We start from the raw sequence: 17218 nt of genomic DNA on the forward strand, positions 1-17218 counted from the left end.
TGGCATTCAACCTCAACGGATTCAACTTCAACCAATCAATCATCGACTCTCAAGGTCGTGTGGTTAGCACTTGGGCTGATATCTTAAACCGCGCTAACCTAGGATTTGAAGTCATGCACGAAAGAAACGCGCACAACTTCCCCTTAGACTTAGCAGCAGGCGAAACTGCTCCCGTAGCATTAACTGCTCCTGCTATCAACGGTTAGGCTACTAGTTAAGTTTAACTACTGTTGAATCAGATTTTAAAAAGCGTCCTCCTAGAAATAGGGGGGCGTTTTTTTGTTTGAGGCTTTTTCTAAAATAAATAAAGTGTGTAATTAATTTTTCCCACTTATTCTAAATCCGCATTTCACAAATCTATCTTTTAATTTTATTGCTTCTTCCCGACAATCCCTTTTTTAGTGAGCATTCTTTGGCTGATGTCTTATCAGATAGAAAACTGCTCTAATTCCAACTCAGTTTTCAACTCCGAAGCCAACATTTTATGAATTTTAACCTGGCGTTTCAACACTTCGGCGAAAACCTGGCGACTACGACGCGCTGCCCAAATTTCTACTTCCAGATTGTCTGCACCAGAAACACTTATTTCTAACTTTTCCTCCGATATCTGACAAGCAATACTTTTGACCCGTCGATTCTTAGTTTTGTTTAAAGCAACCGCAATCCTCAGAATTCCTGAAAGCATTTTTATGAGGCGACGATCTTGTTTAGAGAGCTTTTTAAACTTTTTGTGTTTCTTGGTGGGCTTGGCTTTACAATGGTAGCGGACCAATTGCCTAATCAAAAGTATTTCTTCATCCGTAAATCCTCTCGGGTCGGTTCTTTTAATGATATGACGCGAGTTTTTGTGATGTTTTCTAAAAGAGATAAATTGCCCTATGTCATGAAGTAGAGCAGCAAATTCTAAAATTTCTCGTTCAAAATCACCGTACTCATGCAGTTTTTGAGTTTGGTCAAATATTTGTATTGCTAGGTTGGCAACATGGCAATTTTCCTTCCAATCAGACTCATACTTATAAGCAAGGTAGGCTGCTTTACGGTATCGTAAATTTTTGGGTTCGGGAAAATCGGCAAGTTCTGGAGAATGCCGTTTCAAATAATCTAAAATCATTCCTTCTCTAAGGGAAGCATCACAAAGAGTAATTTCTGGAACTCCTGCCATTTCCATGAGCTGCACCAGTAGTACTCCCCCTAGATGAATGGCATCAGCGCGTTTGTCGCTCACTTCATCGACGTTGGCACGTTCTTCGAGTTTCATTTCCAACAGTTTTTGGGTTAATGTACTGATATCTTTTAGCTGTACCACTTCGGCATTAACCGACTGCCATGATTCACCACCAGCAGCTATATGTGCTGCCTCTCCCATAGTGCGGATTGTTCCTGATGTGCCAATTAAGCGATCAAAGCCAATAGGATGTATCTGTTCAAAAATTTGTTGAGCAATAAAGCGAATATGAGCCTCTAAAACGCCCCGTCCTTCTATACCGACAGCACCTTTATCTTCAAACATATCCAGCAGACGTAGAACCCCTAAAGGCATACTATCTCTAAAAAAAATCTGAGAGCGATCGCCTATCACTGCTTCTGTACTACCACCACCAATATCTAAAACCAAAGCTTTATCTTCCTCCAGTGCGATCGAATTACGGACAGCCAGCAAAATTAACCGCGCCTCTTCTTGTCCTGAAATTATTCTCGGACAAAGACCTGTTTGAGCTGCTACTTCGTTTAAAAAATTTTCTCCGTTATGGGCTTCGCGGATTGCACTGGTTGCAGCAGTAATAATCTCGTCTACGCCCAGACGATCCGCCAGTTGAACGTAGCGATCAATAGTTTCTAGACCAACTTGAAATGCACTATCGCTTATATAGTTAGAAGCAAAGACTCCCGCACCCAGTTTTGCCATCTCCTTCTCGCGTTCGATAATTTCAAAGTTACTCTTGCTAATTGCCTCTGCGATAATCATGTGGATGGAATTAGTTCCTATGTCGATCGCTGCTAATTTCATTGATCTGATTTTAAAAATTGGGTTGATTAAATTGTTGATGCGCTTTAGATTACAAGCTATTTATTCGAGATTTCTATAGTTCAAACCGTACCATGAAAATAGTTAAAAACTTGTTTTATGAGTGTTGGTGAATCAAGGTATGATTTTTTGATTTTCATATTATACTCTTCTTAAAAAAGCTTAAAGCTTAGAGCTTAGAGCTTAGAGCTTAGTGTCTCTTGGGGAGGTGGCGTATTCTGAGCGAGAGGGATGCACTCGGTCTCCCCAGCATATCCAATTCTTTGCTTTGGGGTTGACCCGTGACCATCGTGTGACCGCCGTGTTTCCCCAAGAGTTTACGACGGCTTCGCTAGTCCTTTAGGATACGCCCCGTCTTAGAGCTTAAAGCTATATGCCAATCACGGACTTCCTTCGGTCGCGTAGCGGTATCCGTGATAGACGAACAGAAACACTTTGTCCTAAAGGATAAGCTACGCAAATACGTCATACATCAAATCACCAACGCCGTTTTATGAGTGTTGAATAGTTGAGTTTTAGGCGATCGCTATTGAAGATTTTCAGTTTAATAACTCTACTTTCTTCATTTAATTATCGACATTACCTGACATTTTGCAAAATGTATTTTTTGCTACAGAAAATAGCTATTTTTATGATAAAGATGCTACCATGATTTATAACAATCAAAAAATCAAGAATTTAATAATTCGATAAATAATCAGAAGGATAAATATAAATACTATGTCTGCACAACAAAAAGCTCGCGCTTTAATGAATCGTCATCATCACAATATCAAGCACCGTCAACAATCCCTTTTAGCTCGTACCGCAGCCGAAATTGGCGTGGATGTTGATAGCAACTATTGGACGAGCATTCAAGGTAAACCCAGCAGTAACTCCCGCAAAACGTACGATCGTAGTGATGTTGCTTTAAGTTAATCTCTGAAAGAAAAGATGCTGATAAATTTCCAGGTCTTACTATAAAAAGTGCAACCTGTATTATTAATCAGTTTTGAGAAAAGCAAAGTCTATACTTGTATTGAAGATTTTTAAAGGCGATCGCAATCACTAGAAAAATTAAAGACTAATCAACCCCTGTCGCAATCCTAACGTAACTGCCTGGGTACGACTGGAGACATCAAGCTTGGAGAAAATCGAACTGAGGTGAAATTTGACCGTATGTTTAGATATGTGAAGTCTAGAGGCGATCTCTTTATTATCCAAACCAGTCTTGAGCAACTGCAAAATCTCGACTTCTCTAGAAGTTAGGGAAATTTCTAGTGGAGGTAAGGGGGTAATCGCCGATTCGGTTTCACCAAAAGATGCCAACTCTGGATGAATTACAATTAAACCAGCTATGACAGCATCAATCGCTGCTGTAATTTCTTCAGTATTCGTCAGACGGGGCAAAAAACCCTTGAAGCCCATATTAAAATATTCGCCGATCTCTTCTGCGTTTAAAGAATCGGTCAATAAAATAGCAGAAAGCTCGAAATTAGCCGTTAACATCCATTGCTCTAACCACTCCAAATTCGTCTGAGAGGTTTGCTCTAATAACAAGAGATCGGCTTGGAGATCGCCCAAAGAGAGTGGACTGACTCGATCGAGAAAACTACCCACTATTTGTAAATGGGATTGGCAATCGAGAATACTGACCAAACCTGCTAGTACGATTGAGTTTGAGCCACATACTATAATGCGAATCATCAGGGAATTGACTTGATAAAATCTGCTATTTGATGAGATGGTATTGCCAATGCCAAACCCCTATAAATTGCTGTATTAATTCCAATGACTTCACCAAGAACATTAGCTAAAACACCTCCAGAATTACCAGGAGCGAGTCGAATATCGGCAACAATTGCAGAAGTAGAAGGAGTTTGGTTTAAAGAAGTTTGCTTTGTCCCATTGAGCTTGGTTTTATTTGCTTCCTGCCACTCAGTAGTGTGAATTACCCCTGTAGCCAATGCACCTCTAAAACCCCAAGGGCTACCCATTGCTAGTACGATTTCCCCTGGACGCAAAAGTTGAGAATTACCGATATTAGGGATAGGTAGTTTTTCTGCCTCAACTTTTATGAGTGCTAAATCTTGTTGATTGTCGCGGGCAATTACCGACCCTTTGACTACTCTTTCATTCTCTAGTTTGACATCTACCTTTGAACCCCTGACAACATGAGAATTAGTTACAATTAAACCATCAGCCGACCAGATTATCCCCGAACCTCCACTACGATGGTTGTCAATCTCTACTGTAATGCTTCTCAGTTGTTGAGAAATTGCTGCCAGTTCAGTCTCTATTTGGTTAACGATCATTTGTTTCTCCCACTATCTCCAATTATCAGGGAGACATCCTTTAATAAGCCTGCACGAATCAACTGTATTTTTAAGGTTTTTCCGATATTTTGCGGTTCTAGATATGCCTGAATATCTCTCAACCTCGCTATGGAAGTATCTTCAATTGCAATTAAAATGTCTCCAAGTATGATGCCAGCTTGTTCTGCTGGAGCTTGAGCTTCGACATTGACTACCATTAGTCCTTGACGATGATTCAAAGATAATTCATCAACTAAAGAATCTGGTAGATAAACGGGCTGCATTCCCAAACCTAGATAGCCACGATTAATGTTTCCTGTTTCTAATAATCGATCTATAACGCGATTTATCGTCGCTGCTGGGATAGTTAAGACACTACGACGAGGACCAGTAGTATTAAATCCCACAACTTTTCCTGCTGCATTAACTAAAGCACTGCCACCACTACCAGGATAGAAATTAATATCCAAACGAATAAAGCGATCTATATATCCCCCCAAACTACTGCGCCACGAATCCCCCACTGTGCTAATTATTCCCTGAGCAACAAACAAGCCTTTTTCAGAGTCCCGACCAACAGCGATCGCTAAATGACCGACTTTAAGCTCGCAGTCACTATCTATGGGTGCGATGGGTAATGAAGTTTCAGTTTTAAAGATAGCTATATCTGTACTACGATCTCGCCCTAATAAGGTAACGGGTGAGGTTTCTCCATCAGGAAGAATCACGGTCACTCCTTCAGAGCGTTTGATGTTTTCCTCGGAGGTTACAATTAAACCTTCGTGCCAATAAATACCACTACAGGGAAATCGCTGTCCGTTAATGGCAACCAGAGAATTACCCACATTTTCGGCAATCTCGGCTAAATTTTGGGAAAAAGCAATTAGAGGATTGCTATTAGAATCTGATGTTGATGACATTGACTGTTTTAATTTAACGATATCTTTATGCTGCGCGATCTAACAATTCAATGACATCGGTTATTTGGGTAGATATTTACCTGGAAATATGGGTAGGTAAAATAGAGTAATAAGAGTAATAGCAGCGAAATAAGAAATAGTACTTAGTTACTTAAATTTAAAGAAAAATCACTATTTAAATCCTGAACCCTGACTATCAAACTTAATCTTTATTAGCTCTACCTGCTTATCTATTTGCGATAAACAAGAACATCAAAGTGATCTAACTCCCATGTTCCAGTAAATCGCGTTTCTGTTTCTAACTCAAACTTTTGCGCAAGGGTTTTTTGTACTACTTGCTTTTGGGCTTCGGTGGTTACTGAACCCCAAACAGGGCGATCGCTGTCTAGCCAAATCAGTCTCTTATAGGCTTCTGGGTTATTGTTTAAAGTGTTAACTAAAGCCTTATTTAATTGGTGAGATTTCCGAGCTAGCAACTGGATGGGTGCTTCTTCTGGAAGATAGTAAGCTAAGCGCAAAACATGACCCCAAGCTGTAGAATTCATGATTATTAGGGTAGGGGTATTGGGTTGCTGCTCGATAATATCGGCTAAGTTATGAAACATCTGGCGATTACGGAGAGAGAAATCTGCCACGCTAGTGCTAAGATAACAAATCAGTAAAGCGATCGCTGTATAAGTTTGCCATTGGGGTTTTAGTTTCATGATGGCAGTGACTAAGAGAAGTAGACAACCAGGAAGAATAAAAATCAGCGATCGCCCAAACCCAAAACCTACCGTAAATTTTCCTGAGATGACATCAATTATTACCATTAAGGAAAGGGGTAACAGACTAAAACAAATAGCGGTTAAAAGCACAGTAAAGTGTTGTTCTCGCCATAAGTAAATGATGCTAGCAACTATTAAGAAAATGGCAATGAAGCCAGCTATATTGACTATAGTGGGAGATAAAATACTTGCCCAATCTCCTATTAAAATATTAATTCCCAGAGTTGTTAAAATTCCTTCTAGATGTTGCCAACTAGTTTCTAAAAAGTTACTTCCTGATTCAAAACGTCCTAAATCGGCATTATTAAGTTGTTGTCTTGTTCCCCAGAGAAGCCAAGGAATTGTAATAATTACACTACCACTTAAAAGCAGGCTTTGTCGTTGCCATCTCTTGGATTTAATGAGTATTTGAAAAATATTTTTATTTTTATTATTTCTTGAACTATTACTATTTTGATTTGGAATATTATTTGCTTCAGCAAAGTCTAGTAAAACAACAAAAAAACCTAAGCTGGCAATCCAAAAACCGAAGTAATAAAAAGTCATAAATCCTGCGATTACAGATAGGACTAAAATAAGACTCCAGATAAGATTTTTCCGAAAAATCTTGTTATCATTTTTTGTTTTCTTTAATTGCTCATCAGTACTATTTACTACCTTATTAGTCCTTATTTGAGAACGATTTGCTACCAATTCTAGAGTTGCCCAACCACTCAAAACAGTCCAAAAAACCAAACCAGAATACATTCTGACATTAAGAGAATGAAATAAAAAGAAAGGATTTAACCCTAAAGCTGCTGCTAATAATAATCCTCCTCGATAGCCCAATAACTTACGCCCTAAACCGTAGCTACAAAAAATTGTTCCAATACTAAAAAGTGCTGGTAAGCTACGCATCGCCATGACAGAATTACCAAATAAACGCAGCCAAATATGTTGTCCTAGATAAAATAAAGGAGGATGGGGTTCGGCTACTAAACCTTTCAGAAGCTTCTCAAAAGTTTGTAAAATATCTCCAAAACCATTTTCTACAGGGAGAGACAATAAAGGTTTATAATTTGCTAATACTAAAGGAACATCTAAAGGGTGAGTGTAAAGCTTTTTTTGTCCTGTGCAGAGCAACAAAGATAATACTTCGTCGTACCAAAATTCTCGACTACCAAGATTGAGAATTCTTAAAATAACAGCGATCGCAATTGCGATGATTAAGCCCAATTCTAATAACGAATATTTTCTTAGTTTACCCATAAATTAGCCCTGCGATCGAGACTCTGAGAAAGATTACTTACAATCTTAAGCTGGTCAATATCTAATTTGCTAGTAAAAGGTTTATGAGTGACGGGAGTACAAAAAGACAGGGAGAGAGTTATACAGTTTGTTCCCCAGTCAATAAGTGTGCAATTTTTATGTGGATTAGTTCAACCAATCAAATTAAATCTTATAAGATGATTGATAAAGTTCGATATTACGTTACTTGTCAACACACCGATTCTCTAAGCCTCAGTTACCTTGACACATCTCGCATTCATGTTTATCAGGTACACATTAATTTTTTATTAATCCTTGTTCCTCTTTCCTATTTCCTTCTTCCTTAATCATGTCCCAATCATTATCAGAACGCTATTTTACTTTAATTGACCAAATTGTCGACAAAACTCTCCAAGGAAAAATTGCCTCTACCGAAAGAGTGTATATTATGTTGCAGCGAGGTATCGAAAAAGGTACGGGAGAAATTTGGGAAAGATGTCTATCTCAGCGTATTGAGGCGACTAAACAAGAATTAGATAAAAAATTGAAAGCCAAGCGTGTTTTGAGGGCTTTAGAAACGATTGAATCTCAATATAACCGTTGGCAAAAAGCTAATCAACAACAAAGTGCTATCGACTCTGCAACCAAACAAATATTAGATACAGCAACAGATAACCCTTTAGTAACCTTAATTAAAATAATCGATCTCAATCAAAAACAACCTTTAAACCGCGATAAACTAGCTCAATTAGCAAAAAAAATTCAGGCTAACACTAATAATATATCTGATGAAAAATCAAAGCAAAATTGTCAACAAGTCGCTACGGGAATTACCAACGGATTAAACTCTTTTACTAAATTAGAAGATGATTTAATTAGCTGGATGTATGAATCAGGGAGAAGTATTGGATTTGCCCAAGAAAAGCCTAATCCTTGGCGAGTTTGGGTGAAAAAAATTGATGCCCCCTTACCTAAACAATTATTTCAAACTTTAGCCGAGCAAAAAGCAATTGCTGAGTTAAATAAAGTTACTAATAATATCGAATTAACAGGCTGGATAGAGCTAGCTATCTTATTACAATACATTCAACAAGGGTTAGTTTCTTGGTTCGATCAACAACCTTATAATGCTCAATTTGGCAAAAAACTTTCTTACAGTACTTTTCTAACTTTTGCTGCTATTTGGTTAGAATTATCGCAAACTTTTACGACTAACAATAAATTCAAAGAAGGCTGTTTCCAAATTGTCTTACAAATCCTGCGTTTGTTTGCTCGTCGAGATGACTTTCCCTTATATGGTGGTGTTTTTATTTCTTTTTCTGGAGAATATTTACAAAATACTTTAGAATATCTCAGCGAACCTTTAAAACAAGTGGAAGGTACTCAAGAAAAAGCCCGTATCTTAACTCTACTAGGCTATTCTCAACGCATCTTAGGACAGTATGCACCAGCAATCAAGTTTCATCAAGAAGCCTTAGAAATCGCGAGAAAAGCCGAAGATAAAGCCTGTGAAATAGCAAATCTCAACCATTTAAGTCGTTCTTGTGTTTTGCAGAAAAACTACGAAGATGCTATTAGTTACAGTCAAAGAGCTTTAATTTTGGCACGCCAAGGAGGATACAAACTAGGAGAAACTAATGCGTTAGTTAATCTTGGTTACAGTAAAGTATTTTCGGCTCGTCAATTGGGTACTATGGCGACAGATACCTATAACGAAGCAATTAATTATCTGCAACAGGGAGTACAACTAGCAGAAAAAACCGAAGATATACAAAGTCAATCCCTGGGATGTAATAGCTTAGGTATTGCCTATGTTATTTTAGCGCAACCAACTTCTGCGATCGCTTACTTGGAAAAAGGCGCGAAATTAGCTCAAATAGCTCAAGATATTTATTTACAAGGACTGAGCTATACTTATCTAGCAGAAGCTTACTATAGCATTGAAGACAGAGGGAAAACTATTTATTATGGAACTCTGGCAATGTATCTTCTCAATCAAATTAATTCTTTAGAATGGCGCAAAAGTGCAGGATTAATGACCATAATTCGCGGTCAGCTAGGGGATACAGCCTTTAATAGCAATTTGGCTCAATATCGTTCTAATATTATTGCCTTGATTGGTGTAGATGGTTATGATTATTTTCCTAAATTGATTGAAGAATATCTTTCTGAATAATAACTGAGTATTTTGGCGTTACATCCGTAAAGTGGGATGTGCGGATCAAAAAGCAAGTAGTAGGTAGAGACGCGATCTATCCCGTCTCTACAGTAGCAAGTAGCAAGTAGCAATCAACAAATAACAATCAAAAATATCTATGGTTTCAATACCGAGTTAAAATGAGATTTAATTGATGTATGGTCAATATCTATAAATTTTTGTGGTCTACCTTTTGTTCTTTTGTAGCCTTGGTCTTACTTTCAAGTTGTCAACCATTGTCGCCCAACGATTCCGATCCCAGCAATCTTCAATCCAGTCAAAGACAACGAATTACTACTGTTGATGTGGCTACCGTAACTACCGAAAATTTAGCTAATTCCCAGGAATATGTAGGTACAACAGAACCAAATAGTACTACATTTCTGCGATCGCAAGTAGAAGGAAGATTATTAGATTTGAATGTTAATGTGGGAGATTTGGTAAATAAAAATCAAGTTATAGGTCGCTTGGATGATAGTCTCTTAGCAGCTACCGTAGAGCAAGAACGAGCAGAATTGGCTAGTTTAGAGTCAGAACTAACAAGAGAACAATTAAGCGTCAAAAATACTAAAATAAGTTTGCAAGAAACCAAAATAGAGCTAGAGCAAGCCAAAAATGATGCTCAACGATATAGTAGTCTATCCCAAATTGGCGCAATTTCTCAACAACAAGCAGAATCTTTTGAAACTGCTGCCAAAGTAGCACAACAAGCAGTATTTTTAGCAGAAGAAGAAGTCAATATTGCACAACAAGCGGTAACTACAGCTATGGGAAGAGTTGCAGCCCAACAATCGGCGATCTCTGAAGCTTCACAACGCCAAGCTTACAGTCAACTAATTGCCCCTACTACAGGAATTGTGGTTAGTAAAAGTCAAGAACCAGGTAATTTGGTTAGAGAAGGAGAAGAAATACTCTCAGTTGGTGATTTGAATACTATTAAAATTTTGCTTCCAATTTCTGCGGTGGACTTAAATTTAGTTGCTTTAGGGCAAACGGTTGAAGTAAGACTGGATGCTATCCAAGACAAAGTTTTTCCAGGAAAAGTTAGTAAAATAGCTCCAGTTGCTAATGCTAATACGAGAAAAATTAATATAGAAATTACAGTAAATAATAGCAATAACGAGATTAAAAGCGGTTTACTGGCTAAAGTTCAATTACCTGAAAATAATCAAGAACAAATTGCTGTTTCCCAGTCTGCTATTGTCGAAGAAGCAGGGATAAATTATATTTTTGTGGTTACTGAAGAAAACTCTAAACAAAGACAAGCTACAGTTACTAAAAGACAAGTTACAATTGACAACTCATTACAAAACGAAGTTTTCCTAACCGAAGGTTTAAAACCTGGAGAAAAATATATCATTCGTAGTAGCCAACCATTAACCAATAATCAAGTAGTTAATTTGAGTATTATCTCTGAGTAATATTTATATTTGTGGTGTTTTGTTTTAACCTAACAACTTTTCTGGTAAGTTTTTAATTATCCTATCAAAAGCTTTTGTCTCATCTAAAATTCGGACTAAGATTAATGCTCCTTGAATTTCCGCAATAGCATCTTGCGATCGCATTTCGGCAATTTCTGGTTCAATTCCCCCATCTATCAATACTTGAGCTAAGGTTTCAATCATCCCTTGGAGTTTTGTTTTTACTTGCTCGTGAAATAGATTATCCGCTTCACCAAAAGACATGATTGCTAAAAAACAAGAGTTTCTTCCGCGATCGTAAAACTCTTCTAGACTTCTGCACATAGCTTGAATTTTTGACTTTGGCTCTTCTTCTCCCTGTAATGTTTTCAGTACCAGATCGCTAAAAAAATCGCCGACATATTCAAATACAGCAGCAGCCATTTCCGATTTCCCACCAGGAAAATAGTGGTACAGACTAGCTTTACCTAAACCACTGGCTTTTGAAAGTAAAGATAAGGTTGCACCTTCATAGCCATATTGTCTAAAAGCGGGAATTAATTTGATTAGTGCTTCTTCTTTGGACATAAAAAACTTTTAGCTGTTTTTGACAAGTATACTTGTTTGCCCTATTGACATTATACTGAACAATCGGTAAAGTATTTTTTGTATAGAACGTTCGGTATAGATAATAGGATAAAACTTCATTAATTTTATAGACAAATATAGCCATTTAAAGTCTATAATATCAAACATGAAGTTAAGTGACTATGCAAAACAGCAGGGGATTAGTTATCGTACTGCTCATCGAATGTGGAAGCGTGGCGAATTAAAAGGTCGTCAGTTATCTACTGGAACAATTTTGATTGACACTTCCACGTTAGTAGAAGGAACAATCGTTTATGCCAGAGTAAGCAGTGCAGAAAACAGATCGAACTTAGAATCTCAAGCGTTGAGAGTAGAGCAATACTGTATTGCTCGTGGCTACAGAATAGTTGGTGTAGTTAAGGAGGTAGGAAGCGGAGTCAATGACTCGCGCCAAAAACTCATAAAAATACTCGAACGAAATGATTACAATCTGATTGTTTGCGAGCATAAAGATAGGCTAACTCGTGTCGGTTTTAACTACATAAAAGTTTTACTAAACTCACAGGGAAAAGATGTAGAAGTAATTAACGAAGCACGAGAAGAAAAAGAAGACCTAATGCAAGACTTTATCTCAATAATCACTTCTTTTTGCGCCAGAGTCTACGGTCTGAGAAGACAGAAAAGAAGAACTGAGTGCATTATTAAATGTTTGGAGAACGAGCAAAATGAAGCTAGTTGAAAAGCATTTAATTAAAGTATCTAAACAAGAATGGAGTGAGATAGACAGCCTATGTTTTTTATCGAAAAATCTGTATAATTGTGCGATTTATCAGTGCAGACAAGCCTTTTTTAACAACAAACCCGTTCCTAGCTTCAATCAACTCTATCACTTGTTAAAAGCAACCGATGACTACAAAGCCTTACCAACTAAGGTGTCTCAGTTAATAATTAAACAAGTAGCAAAAATCTTTAAATCTTATTTTGCTGCAAGATGTGCATATTCAAAGGATAGCTCTAAATTCCAGAGCCAACCACAATTACCTCGCTACAAACATAAAAACAAAGGTAGAAATATCTTAAGTTATAACTACCAGGCAGTATCAAAAAAAGCATTGAAGCAAGGGTTGATTCAACCTAGCGGAACAAGTTTGTCTATTCCTACCAAATGCGAAAACATTAATGAAGTCAGAGTTATTCCCAAAGGAGGTAGTTATGTAATTGAAGTAGTTTATGAGGTAGAAGAAGTTCAATCAAATAATCAAGAACCGTGCCGAATTGCTGGAGGAGATATTGGTATTGATAATTTAGCTTGTGTGACATCTAATATCCCTGAATTTCAACCGTTTATTGTTTGTGGTAAGGCATTAAAGAGTGCCAATCGCTATTACAACAAAGTCAAAGCTCGGCTTCAATCATTGTTACCTGAAAATCAGCGTACATCTAATCGAATTCAAAGATTAACTCAAAAGCGAAACAGCAAAGTGGATTATTACCTCCACACAGCTAGCCGATATATAGTCAATCGGTTGCTTGAGAACAAGATTACGATGTTAGTAATTGGAAAAAATGATAACTGGAAGCAAAACGTTAATTTGGGCAAAAAGACCAATCAAAAATTTACCTCCATTCCGCACGCAATATTTATTAATCAATTGATTTACAAATGTCAGCTTGTAGGAATTAAGGTTGTTACAGTCAACGAAGCATATACGAGCAAGTGTAGTTTCTTCGATCTCGAACCAATTCAAAAACAAACTGTATATTTGGGCAAAAGAATCAAGCGAGGATTATTCAGAGCTAGTAATGGTCGAGTTTACAATTGTGACAGTAACGGCAGCTTGAATTGTATCCGAAATGCAGTCGGTGATTCTGTCTTTGACAGACAATCGGTCAAGAGGCTTGTAGTTAGCCCTGTACGGACTAAGCCGTACCAAGCTATGAATAGTCATATTTGACTATAAAAATAGTAACTATAACTAGATTTTATCCATTCTAAAAGCCTAAAACAATGAAAATTATTGATTACGAACACGTGGAAATTCGTGTTAGCGATCGCTATTTAGCTTGAGAATTTAGCCATTAACTACTCAACCAGATACTCAAGAAATTTTGACTATGAAATTATACGACTTAGAGCTTTCAGGAAATTGCTACAAAATACGTTTATTTTTATCATTGCTAGATATCAACTATGAGCTTGTAACCGTTGATTTTATGGCTGGACAACATAAATCACCAGAATTTTTGCAATTAAATCCGTTGGGAGAAATTCCGATACTAGAAGATGATGGTTTAGTTTTGAGAGATTCCCAAGCCATTTTAGTTTACCTAGCTAAAAAACATGGTGGAGAAACTTGGCTCCCCAGCGATCCAGCAGGAATGGCACAGGTAACTCAATGGTTATCAACAGCAGCAAATGAAATTGCTCGTGGTCCTGCTGATGCCAGGCGCAATCAGAAGTTTGGCTTTGCAGTTAATCTAGAGGCAGCACAACAAAAAGCAGAGTCAATTATCAAGACAATAGAACAACATTTAATCCCATATAAGTGGTTAGCGTTAGGTCGTCCTACCATTGCAGATATCGCTTGTTTTCCCTATATTGCTCTAGCACCAGAAGGTGGTGTAAGTTTAGATAAATATCCCGCTATAAATCAATGGTGCGATCGCCTTAAAAAGTTACCTAACTTTATTGAAATGCCTGGAATTACAGCTAATTAAGCAAACTTGCGCCACGATTTTATAAGTATTATGGATATTGTAGGCAATACTGAAATTAATTTGATTTGCGATCGCTACATAAAGGTTAAACTGTCCTTATTAATACCTCATAATCAATCCTGGCAAAATGTCTACTTTACTCATCAAAAATATCCATACTTTAGTCACAATGGACGAGCAACGACGCGAGATTCGTCATGGTGGGCTGCTAATTAGGGATAACGCGATTGAACAAGTGGGGACAACGGCGGAATTACCCAATGAGGCTGATGAAATTATCGATCTAGAAGATAAACATCTAGTTTTACCTGGTTTGGTTAATACCCATCATCACTTCTTTCAGACTCTAACTCGTGTCACCCCTGCTGGACAAAATGGTGATTTATTTCAATGGTTAACAGCACACTATCCTTTATGGTCTAACTTGACTGCTGAAGGAATGTATTATAGTTCTCAAATAGCAGCAGCAGAATTAATTTTATCTGGCTGTACCACTGCGAGCGATCATCACTATCTATTTCCTAATGATTGCGTTTTAGATGAGCAAATTCGTGCTGTGAGCGATCTTGGTTTGCGCTTTCACGCCAGTCGAGGCAGTATGAGTGTTGGGGAAAGTAAAGGAGGTTTACCCCCAGATTCTTTAGTGGAAAAAGAAGCAAATATTCTCAAAGATTCCCAAAGATTAATCGAGCAATATCACAATAACGATCGATATTCGATGCTCAGAATTGTTCTTGCGCCCTGTTCCCCTTTTTCTGTCTCTCAAGACCTGATGCGAGAATCAGCAGCTATGGCAAGAAGTTATTCAGGAGTCAGATTGCATACTCACTTAGCAGAAACTCAAGGAGATGTGGAATATAGCCTATCTAAATTTAACTTGATTCCTGGGGACTATGCGGGTTCTGTAGGCTGGTTAGGAGACGATGTATGGCACGCTCACTGTGTTAAACTAAGCGATCGCTCTATTGATAAATTTGGACAAACTGGTACTGGTGTGGCGCACTGTCCCTGTAGTAATATGCGTCTAGCTAGCGGGATTGCACCGATACGTAAAATGCTTAATGCCAATGTACCTGTAGGTTTAGGTGTTGATGGTGCAGCTTCTAACGATGCTACCAATTTACTCCACGAAGCCCGTCAAGCCTTTTTACTCGCCCGTGTTAGGGATGAAGATGCTTCGATAATGACAGCCCGCGATGCGCTATATATTGCTACCAGAGGCGGTGCCAGAGTTTTAGGCAGAGATGATATCGGTTATCTTGCTCCTGGGATGGCTGCTGATTTTATTGCTATTAATTTAGATAAACCTGGTTTTGTGGGAACACAATCCGACCCCGTAGCAGCATTAATTTATTGTCAAACCGATTATGTAGACTATAGTTTTATTAATGGTAAAAAAGTAGTCGATCGCGGTAGATTAACTACAGTAGAATTAGAAACATTGATAGAAAATAGTAACAAAGCAGCCATTAAATTAGCTGAAAAACAATTATAAAGCTCGAAAAAATTTACTATTTATCCCCACCAGCACCGATAGCTTTTTGTCTGGCAATAGCGTAAGCCCAATTCATTTTATCTAATGGATTGATAAAATTTTTGTATGCTAATGCCATCTGTTTGGCAGCGCGTTCAAAAGGCATCTTACCAGTCATCGTACCTAAACCAGGACAAGCAACAGTAATTATTTTGCGTTCTTTTTGCTGATTGTGATGCCAAACAGCTAACAACATAGAGTACATGGCACGATAAACATTATCTGTTTGACTAATCGCCATTGGTACTCTCATAGTAGGAGTATGAGCTAAAAAAGGATGTTTGGGATGTTCTGTTTCGATAATAAATGAAGTTCCGACTGGTTGTTCGCCACGATAATTTTTAATAATATATTCTTGAACTCGATCCATTAAATCTATACCGAAATAACTAATAATACAGATGGAAAAAGTCATCATTATCACAGGTGGTAGTCGTGGCATTGGTGCTGCTACTGCTTATCTTGCTGCCGAGGGGGGTTATGCTGTTTGTGTCAATTATCTTCACAATCAAGAAGCTGCTAAGAAGGTTGTTGATGAGGTCGAACAATTAGGAAGCAAAGCGATCGCTGTTTCTGCCGATGTTGCTTCCGAGACTGATGTAATCGCTCTGTTTAACAAAGTAGACGAACAACTGGGAACAGTAACAGCACTGGTTAACAATGCGGGAATTCTAGAGCAACAAATGTGGGTTGAGAATATGGATGCTGCTCGTCTACATCGAATCTTTGCTACCAACATTATTGGGAGTTTTCTGTGTGCCAGAGAAGCCATTAAACGAATGTCTACCAAACATGGTGGTGTAGGAGGAGCTATTGTTAATGTTTCATCAGGTGCTTCTCGCCTTGGTTCTCCTGGTGAATATGTAGACTATGCTGCCTCTAAAGGAGCGATCGACACAATGACGATTGGTTTAGCCAAAGAAGTTGCCGAAGTGGGAATTCGTGTCAATGCTGTGCGTCCAGGTTTTATTGACACTGATATTCATGCTAGTGGTGGTGAACCGAATCGTATTGAGAAAGTCAAAGAATTTATCCCCATGAAAAGAGGTGGTCAAGCAATTGAAGTGGCAAAAGCAATTCTCTGGTTATTGTCTGATGAGGCTTCATACACAACAGGTTCTTTTATAGATGTTACAGGAGGTAAATAGAAGTTTATGGAACTTGGCAGGTCTGGCAAAATCTCCCAAGTTATCGCTCATTGTGACATTTAAGCGAGTTAGCGTAGCTCGATGATCTAGGAGATTAGTTGGAAGAAGAGAAAAGTCTCGTGCGCGTTCTGTTTTGAATGGAGGATTGTAATTTTTGTTACAAAATTTGGCGTTGATGGTTTAAGTAATGACGCATAAAATATTACTGTTCGTAGCTTTAGGCTCTAAGACGGGGCGTATCCCCATCTCTTGACAATGTAAACTTTTGAGGAGACCTCAAAAGACAGCCCCTCCTCTAAGCTCTAAGCTTTTGAGAACTTTTTATTCGCTCCTGCAAGTTAACTAAATAGAGTTGAAGCATTACATATTCAGCAACGC

The 17218-nt window shown here is 38.1% G+C and carries 15 protein-coding genes and 1 pseudogene; 9 read left to right on the forward strand and 7 right to left on the reverse strand.

Going from position 1 to position 17218, the window contains the following annotated elements; genetic code table 11:
• Positions 1-206: pseudogene (locus tag H1P_RS20735) on the forward strand (photosystem II q(b) protein); the annotation flags it as partial.
• Positions 207-427: 221 nt separating this feature from the next.
• Here the strand turns inward: H1P_RS20735 and H1P_RS20740 are convergent.
• Entirely contained in the window at positions 428-2008 is a 1581-nt protein-coding gene (locus tag H1P_RS20740; RefSeq protein ID WP_144870915.1) for a Ppx/GppA phosphatase family protein, read from the reverse strand.
• Positions 2009-2746: 738 nt separating this feature from the next.
• Between H1P_RS20740 and gifA the strand changes: the two genes are divergently transcribed.
• Positions 2747-2944, forward strand: coding sequence for a glutamine synthetase inactivation factor IF7A (gene gifA, locus H1P_RS20745; RefSeq protein ID WP_144870917.1), 198 nt, complete (start codon positions 2747-2749; stop codon positions 2942-2944).
• A 138-nt stretch (positions 2945-3082) separates the two neighbouring features.
• On the opposite strand, the gene H1P_RS20750 is transcribed toward gifA, so the two are convergent.
• The 4 genes from H1P_RS20750 to H1P_RS20765 form a co-directional block, all read right to left on the reverse strand.
• On the reverse strand, positions 3083-3712 hold the full coding sequence (locus H1P_RS20750) for a helix-turn-helix transcriptional regulator (RefSeq protein WP_144870919.1): 630 nt from the start codon (positions 3710-3712) through the stop codon (positions 3083-3085).
• Complete coding sequence (locus tag H1P_RS20755; RefSeq protein WP_144870921.1) at positions 3712-4320, reverse strand: S1C family serine protease; 609 nt, start codon at positions 4318-4320, stop codon at positions 3712-3714. Before H1P_RS20755 ends, H1P_RS20750 begins: the two co-directional genes overlap by 1 nt.
• The gene (locus H1P_RS20760; protein WP_144870923.1) at positions 4317-5240 is read right to left on the reverse strand and encodes a S1C family serine protease; all 924 of its coding nucleotides are present in this window, start codon (positions 5238-5240) and stop codon (positions 4317-4319) included. Before H1P_RS20760 ends, H1P_RS20755 begins: the two co-directional genes overlap by 4 nt.
• A 230-nt stretch (positions 5241-5470) precedes the next feature.
• Complete coding sequence (locus tag H1P_RS20765) at positions 5471-7255, reverse strand: glycosyltransferase family 39 protein (RefSeq protein ID WP_144870925.1); 1785 nt, start codon at positions 7253-7255, stop codon at positions 5471-5473.
• A gap of 349 nt (positions 7256-7604) precedes the next feature.
• Here H1P_RS20765 and H1P_RS20770 point away from each other — a divergent pair, with 349 nt between their 5' ends.
• Positions 7605-9431 (forward strand): tetratricopeptide repeat protein, encoded by a 1827-nt coding sequence (locus H1P_RS20770; RefSeq protein ID WP_144870927.1) that lies wholly within the window; start codon positions 7605-7607, stop codon positions 9429-9431.
• Positions 9432-9631: 200 nt separating this feature from the next.
• Positions 9632-10873: an efflux RND transporter periplasmic adaptor subunit gene (locus H1P_RS20775; RefSeq protein WP_222427151.1), complete on the forward strand. Its 1242-nt coding sequence runs from the start codon at positions 9632-9634 to the stop codon at positions 10871-10873.
• Between the two features lie 24 nt (positions 10874-10897).
• On the opposite strand, the gene H1P_RS20780 is transcribed toward H1P_RS20775, so the two are convergent.
• On the reverse strand, positions 10898-11440 hold the full coding sequence (locus H1P_RS20780; protein ID WP_144870931.1) for a TetR/AcrR family transcriptional regulator: 543 nt from the start codon (positions 11438-11440) through the stop codon (positions 10898-10900).
• Positions 11441-11606: 166 nt separating this feature from the next.
• On the opposite strand from H1P_RS20780, the gene H1P_RS20785 reads away from it, so the two are divergent.
• The 4 genes from H1P_RS20785 to H1P_RS20800 all read left to right on the forward strand — a co-directional run bounded on the left by H1P_RS20785 (position 11607) and on the right by H1P_RS20800 (position 15653).
• Positions 11607-12179 carry an IS607 family transposase gene (locus tag H1P_RS20785; RefSeq protein ID WP_144870933.1) on the forward strand — a complete coding sequence of 191 codons (573 nt, stop codon included), beginning with the start codon at positions 11607-11609 and terminating at the stop codon, positions 12177-12179.
• Entirely contained in the window at positions 12166-13395 is a 1230-nt protein-coding gene (locus H1P_RS20790) for an RNA-guided endonuclease InsQ/TnpB family protein (RefSeq protein WP_144870935.1), read from the forward strand. The genes H1P_RS20785 and H1P_RS20790 overlap by 14 nt, the downstream gene beginning before the upstream one ends.
• A gap of 160 nt (positions 13396-13555) precedes the next feature.
• Positions 13556-14158 carry a glutathione S-transferase family protein gene (locus H1P_RS20795; protein WP_144870937.1) on the forward strand — a complete coding sequence of 201 codons (603 nt, stop codon included), beginning with the start codon at positions 13556-13558 and terminating at the stop codon, positions 14156-14158.
• A gap of 127 nt (positions 14159-14285) precedes the next feature.
• Positions 14286-15653 (forward strand): 8-oxoguanine deaminase, encoded by a 1368-nt coding sequence (locus H1P_RS20800; RefSeq protein ID WP_144870939.1) that lies wholly within the window; start codon positions 14286-14288, stop codon positions 15651-15653.
• 16 nt (positions 15654-15669) lie between these two features.
• On the opposite strand, the gene H1P_RS20805 is transcribed toward H1P_RS20800, so the two are convergent.
• Positions 15670-16110, reverse strand: coding sequence for a macro domain-containing protein (locus H1P_RS20805; protein ID WP_222427152.1), 441 nt, complete (start codon positions 16108-16110; stop codon positions 15670-15672).
• On the opposite strand from H1P_RS20805, the gene H1P_RS20810 reads away from it, so the two are divergent.
• The gene (locus H1P_RS20810) at positions 16094-16840 is read left to right on the forward strand and encodes an SDR family oxidoreductase (protein WP_144870943.1); all 747 of its coding nucleotides are present in this window, start codon (positions 16094-16096) and stop codon (positions 16838-16840) included. The genes H1P_RS20805 and H1P_RS20810 overlap by 17 nt on opposite strands.
• Positions 16841-17218 lie beyond the last annotated feature (378 nt).

Source organism: Hyella patelloides LEGE 07179 (assembly GCF_900659865.1).
GTDB classification, from domain to species: domain Bacteria; phylum Cyanobacteriota; class Cyanobacteriia; order Cyanobacteriales; family Xenococcaceae; genus Hyella; species Hyella patelloides.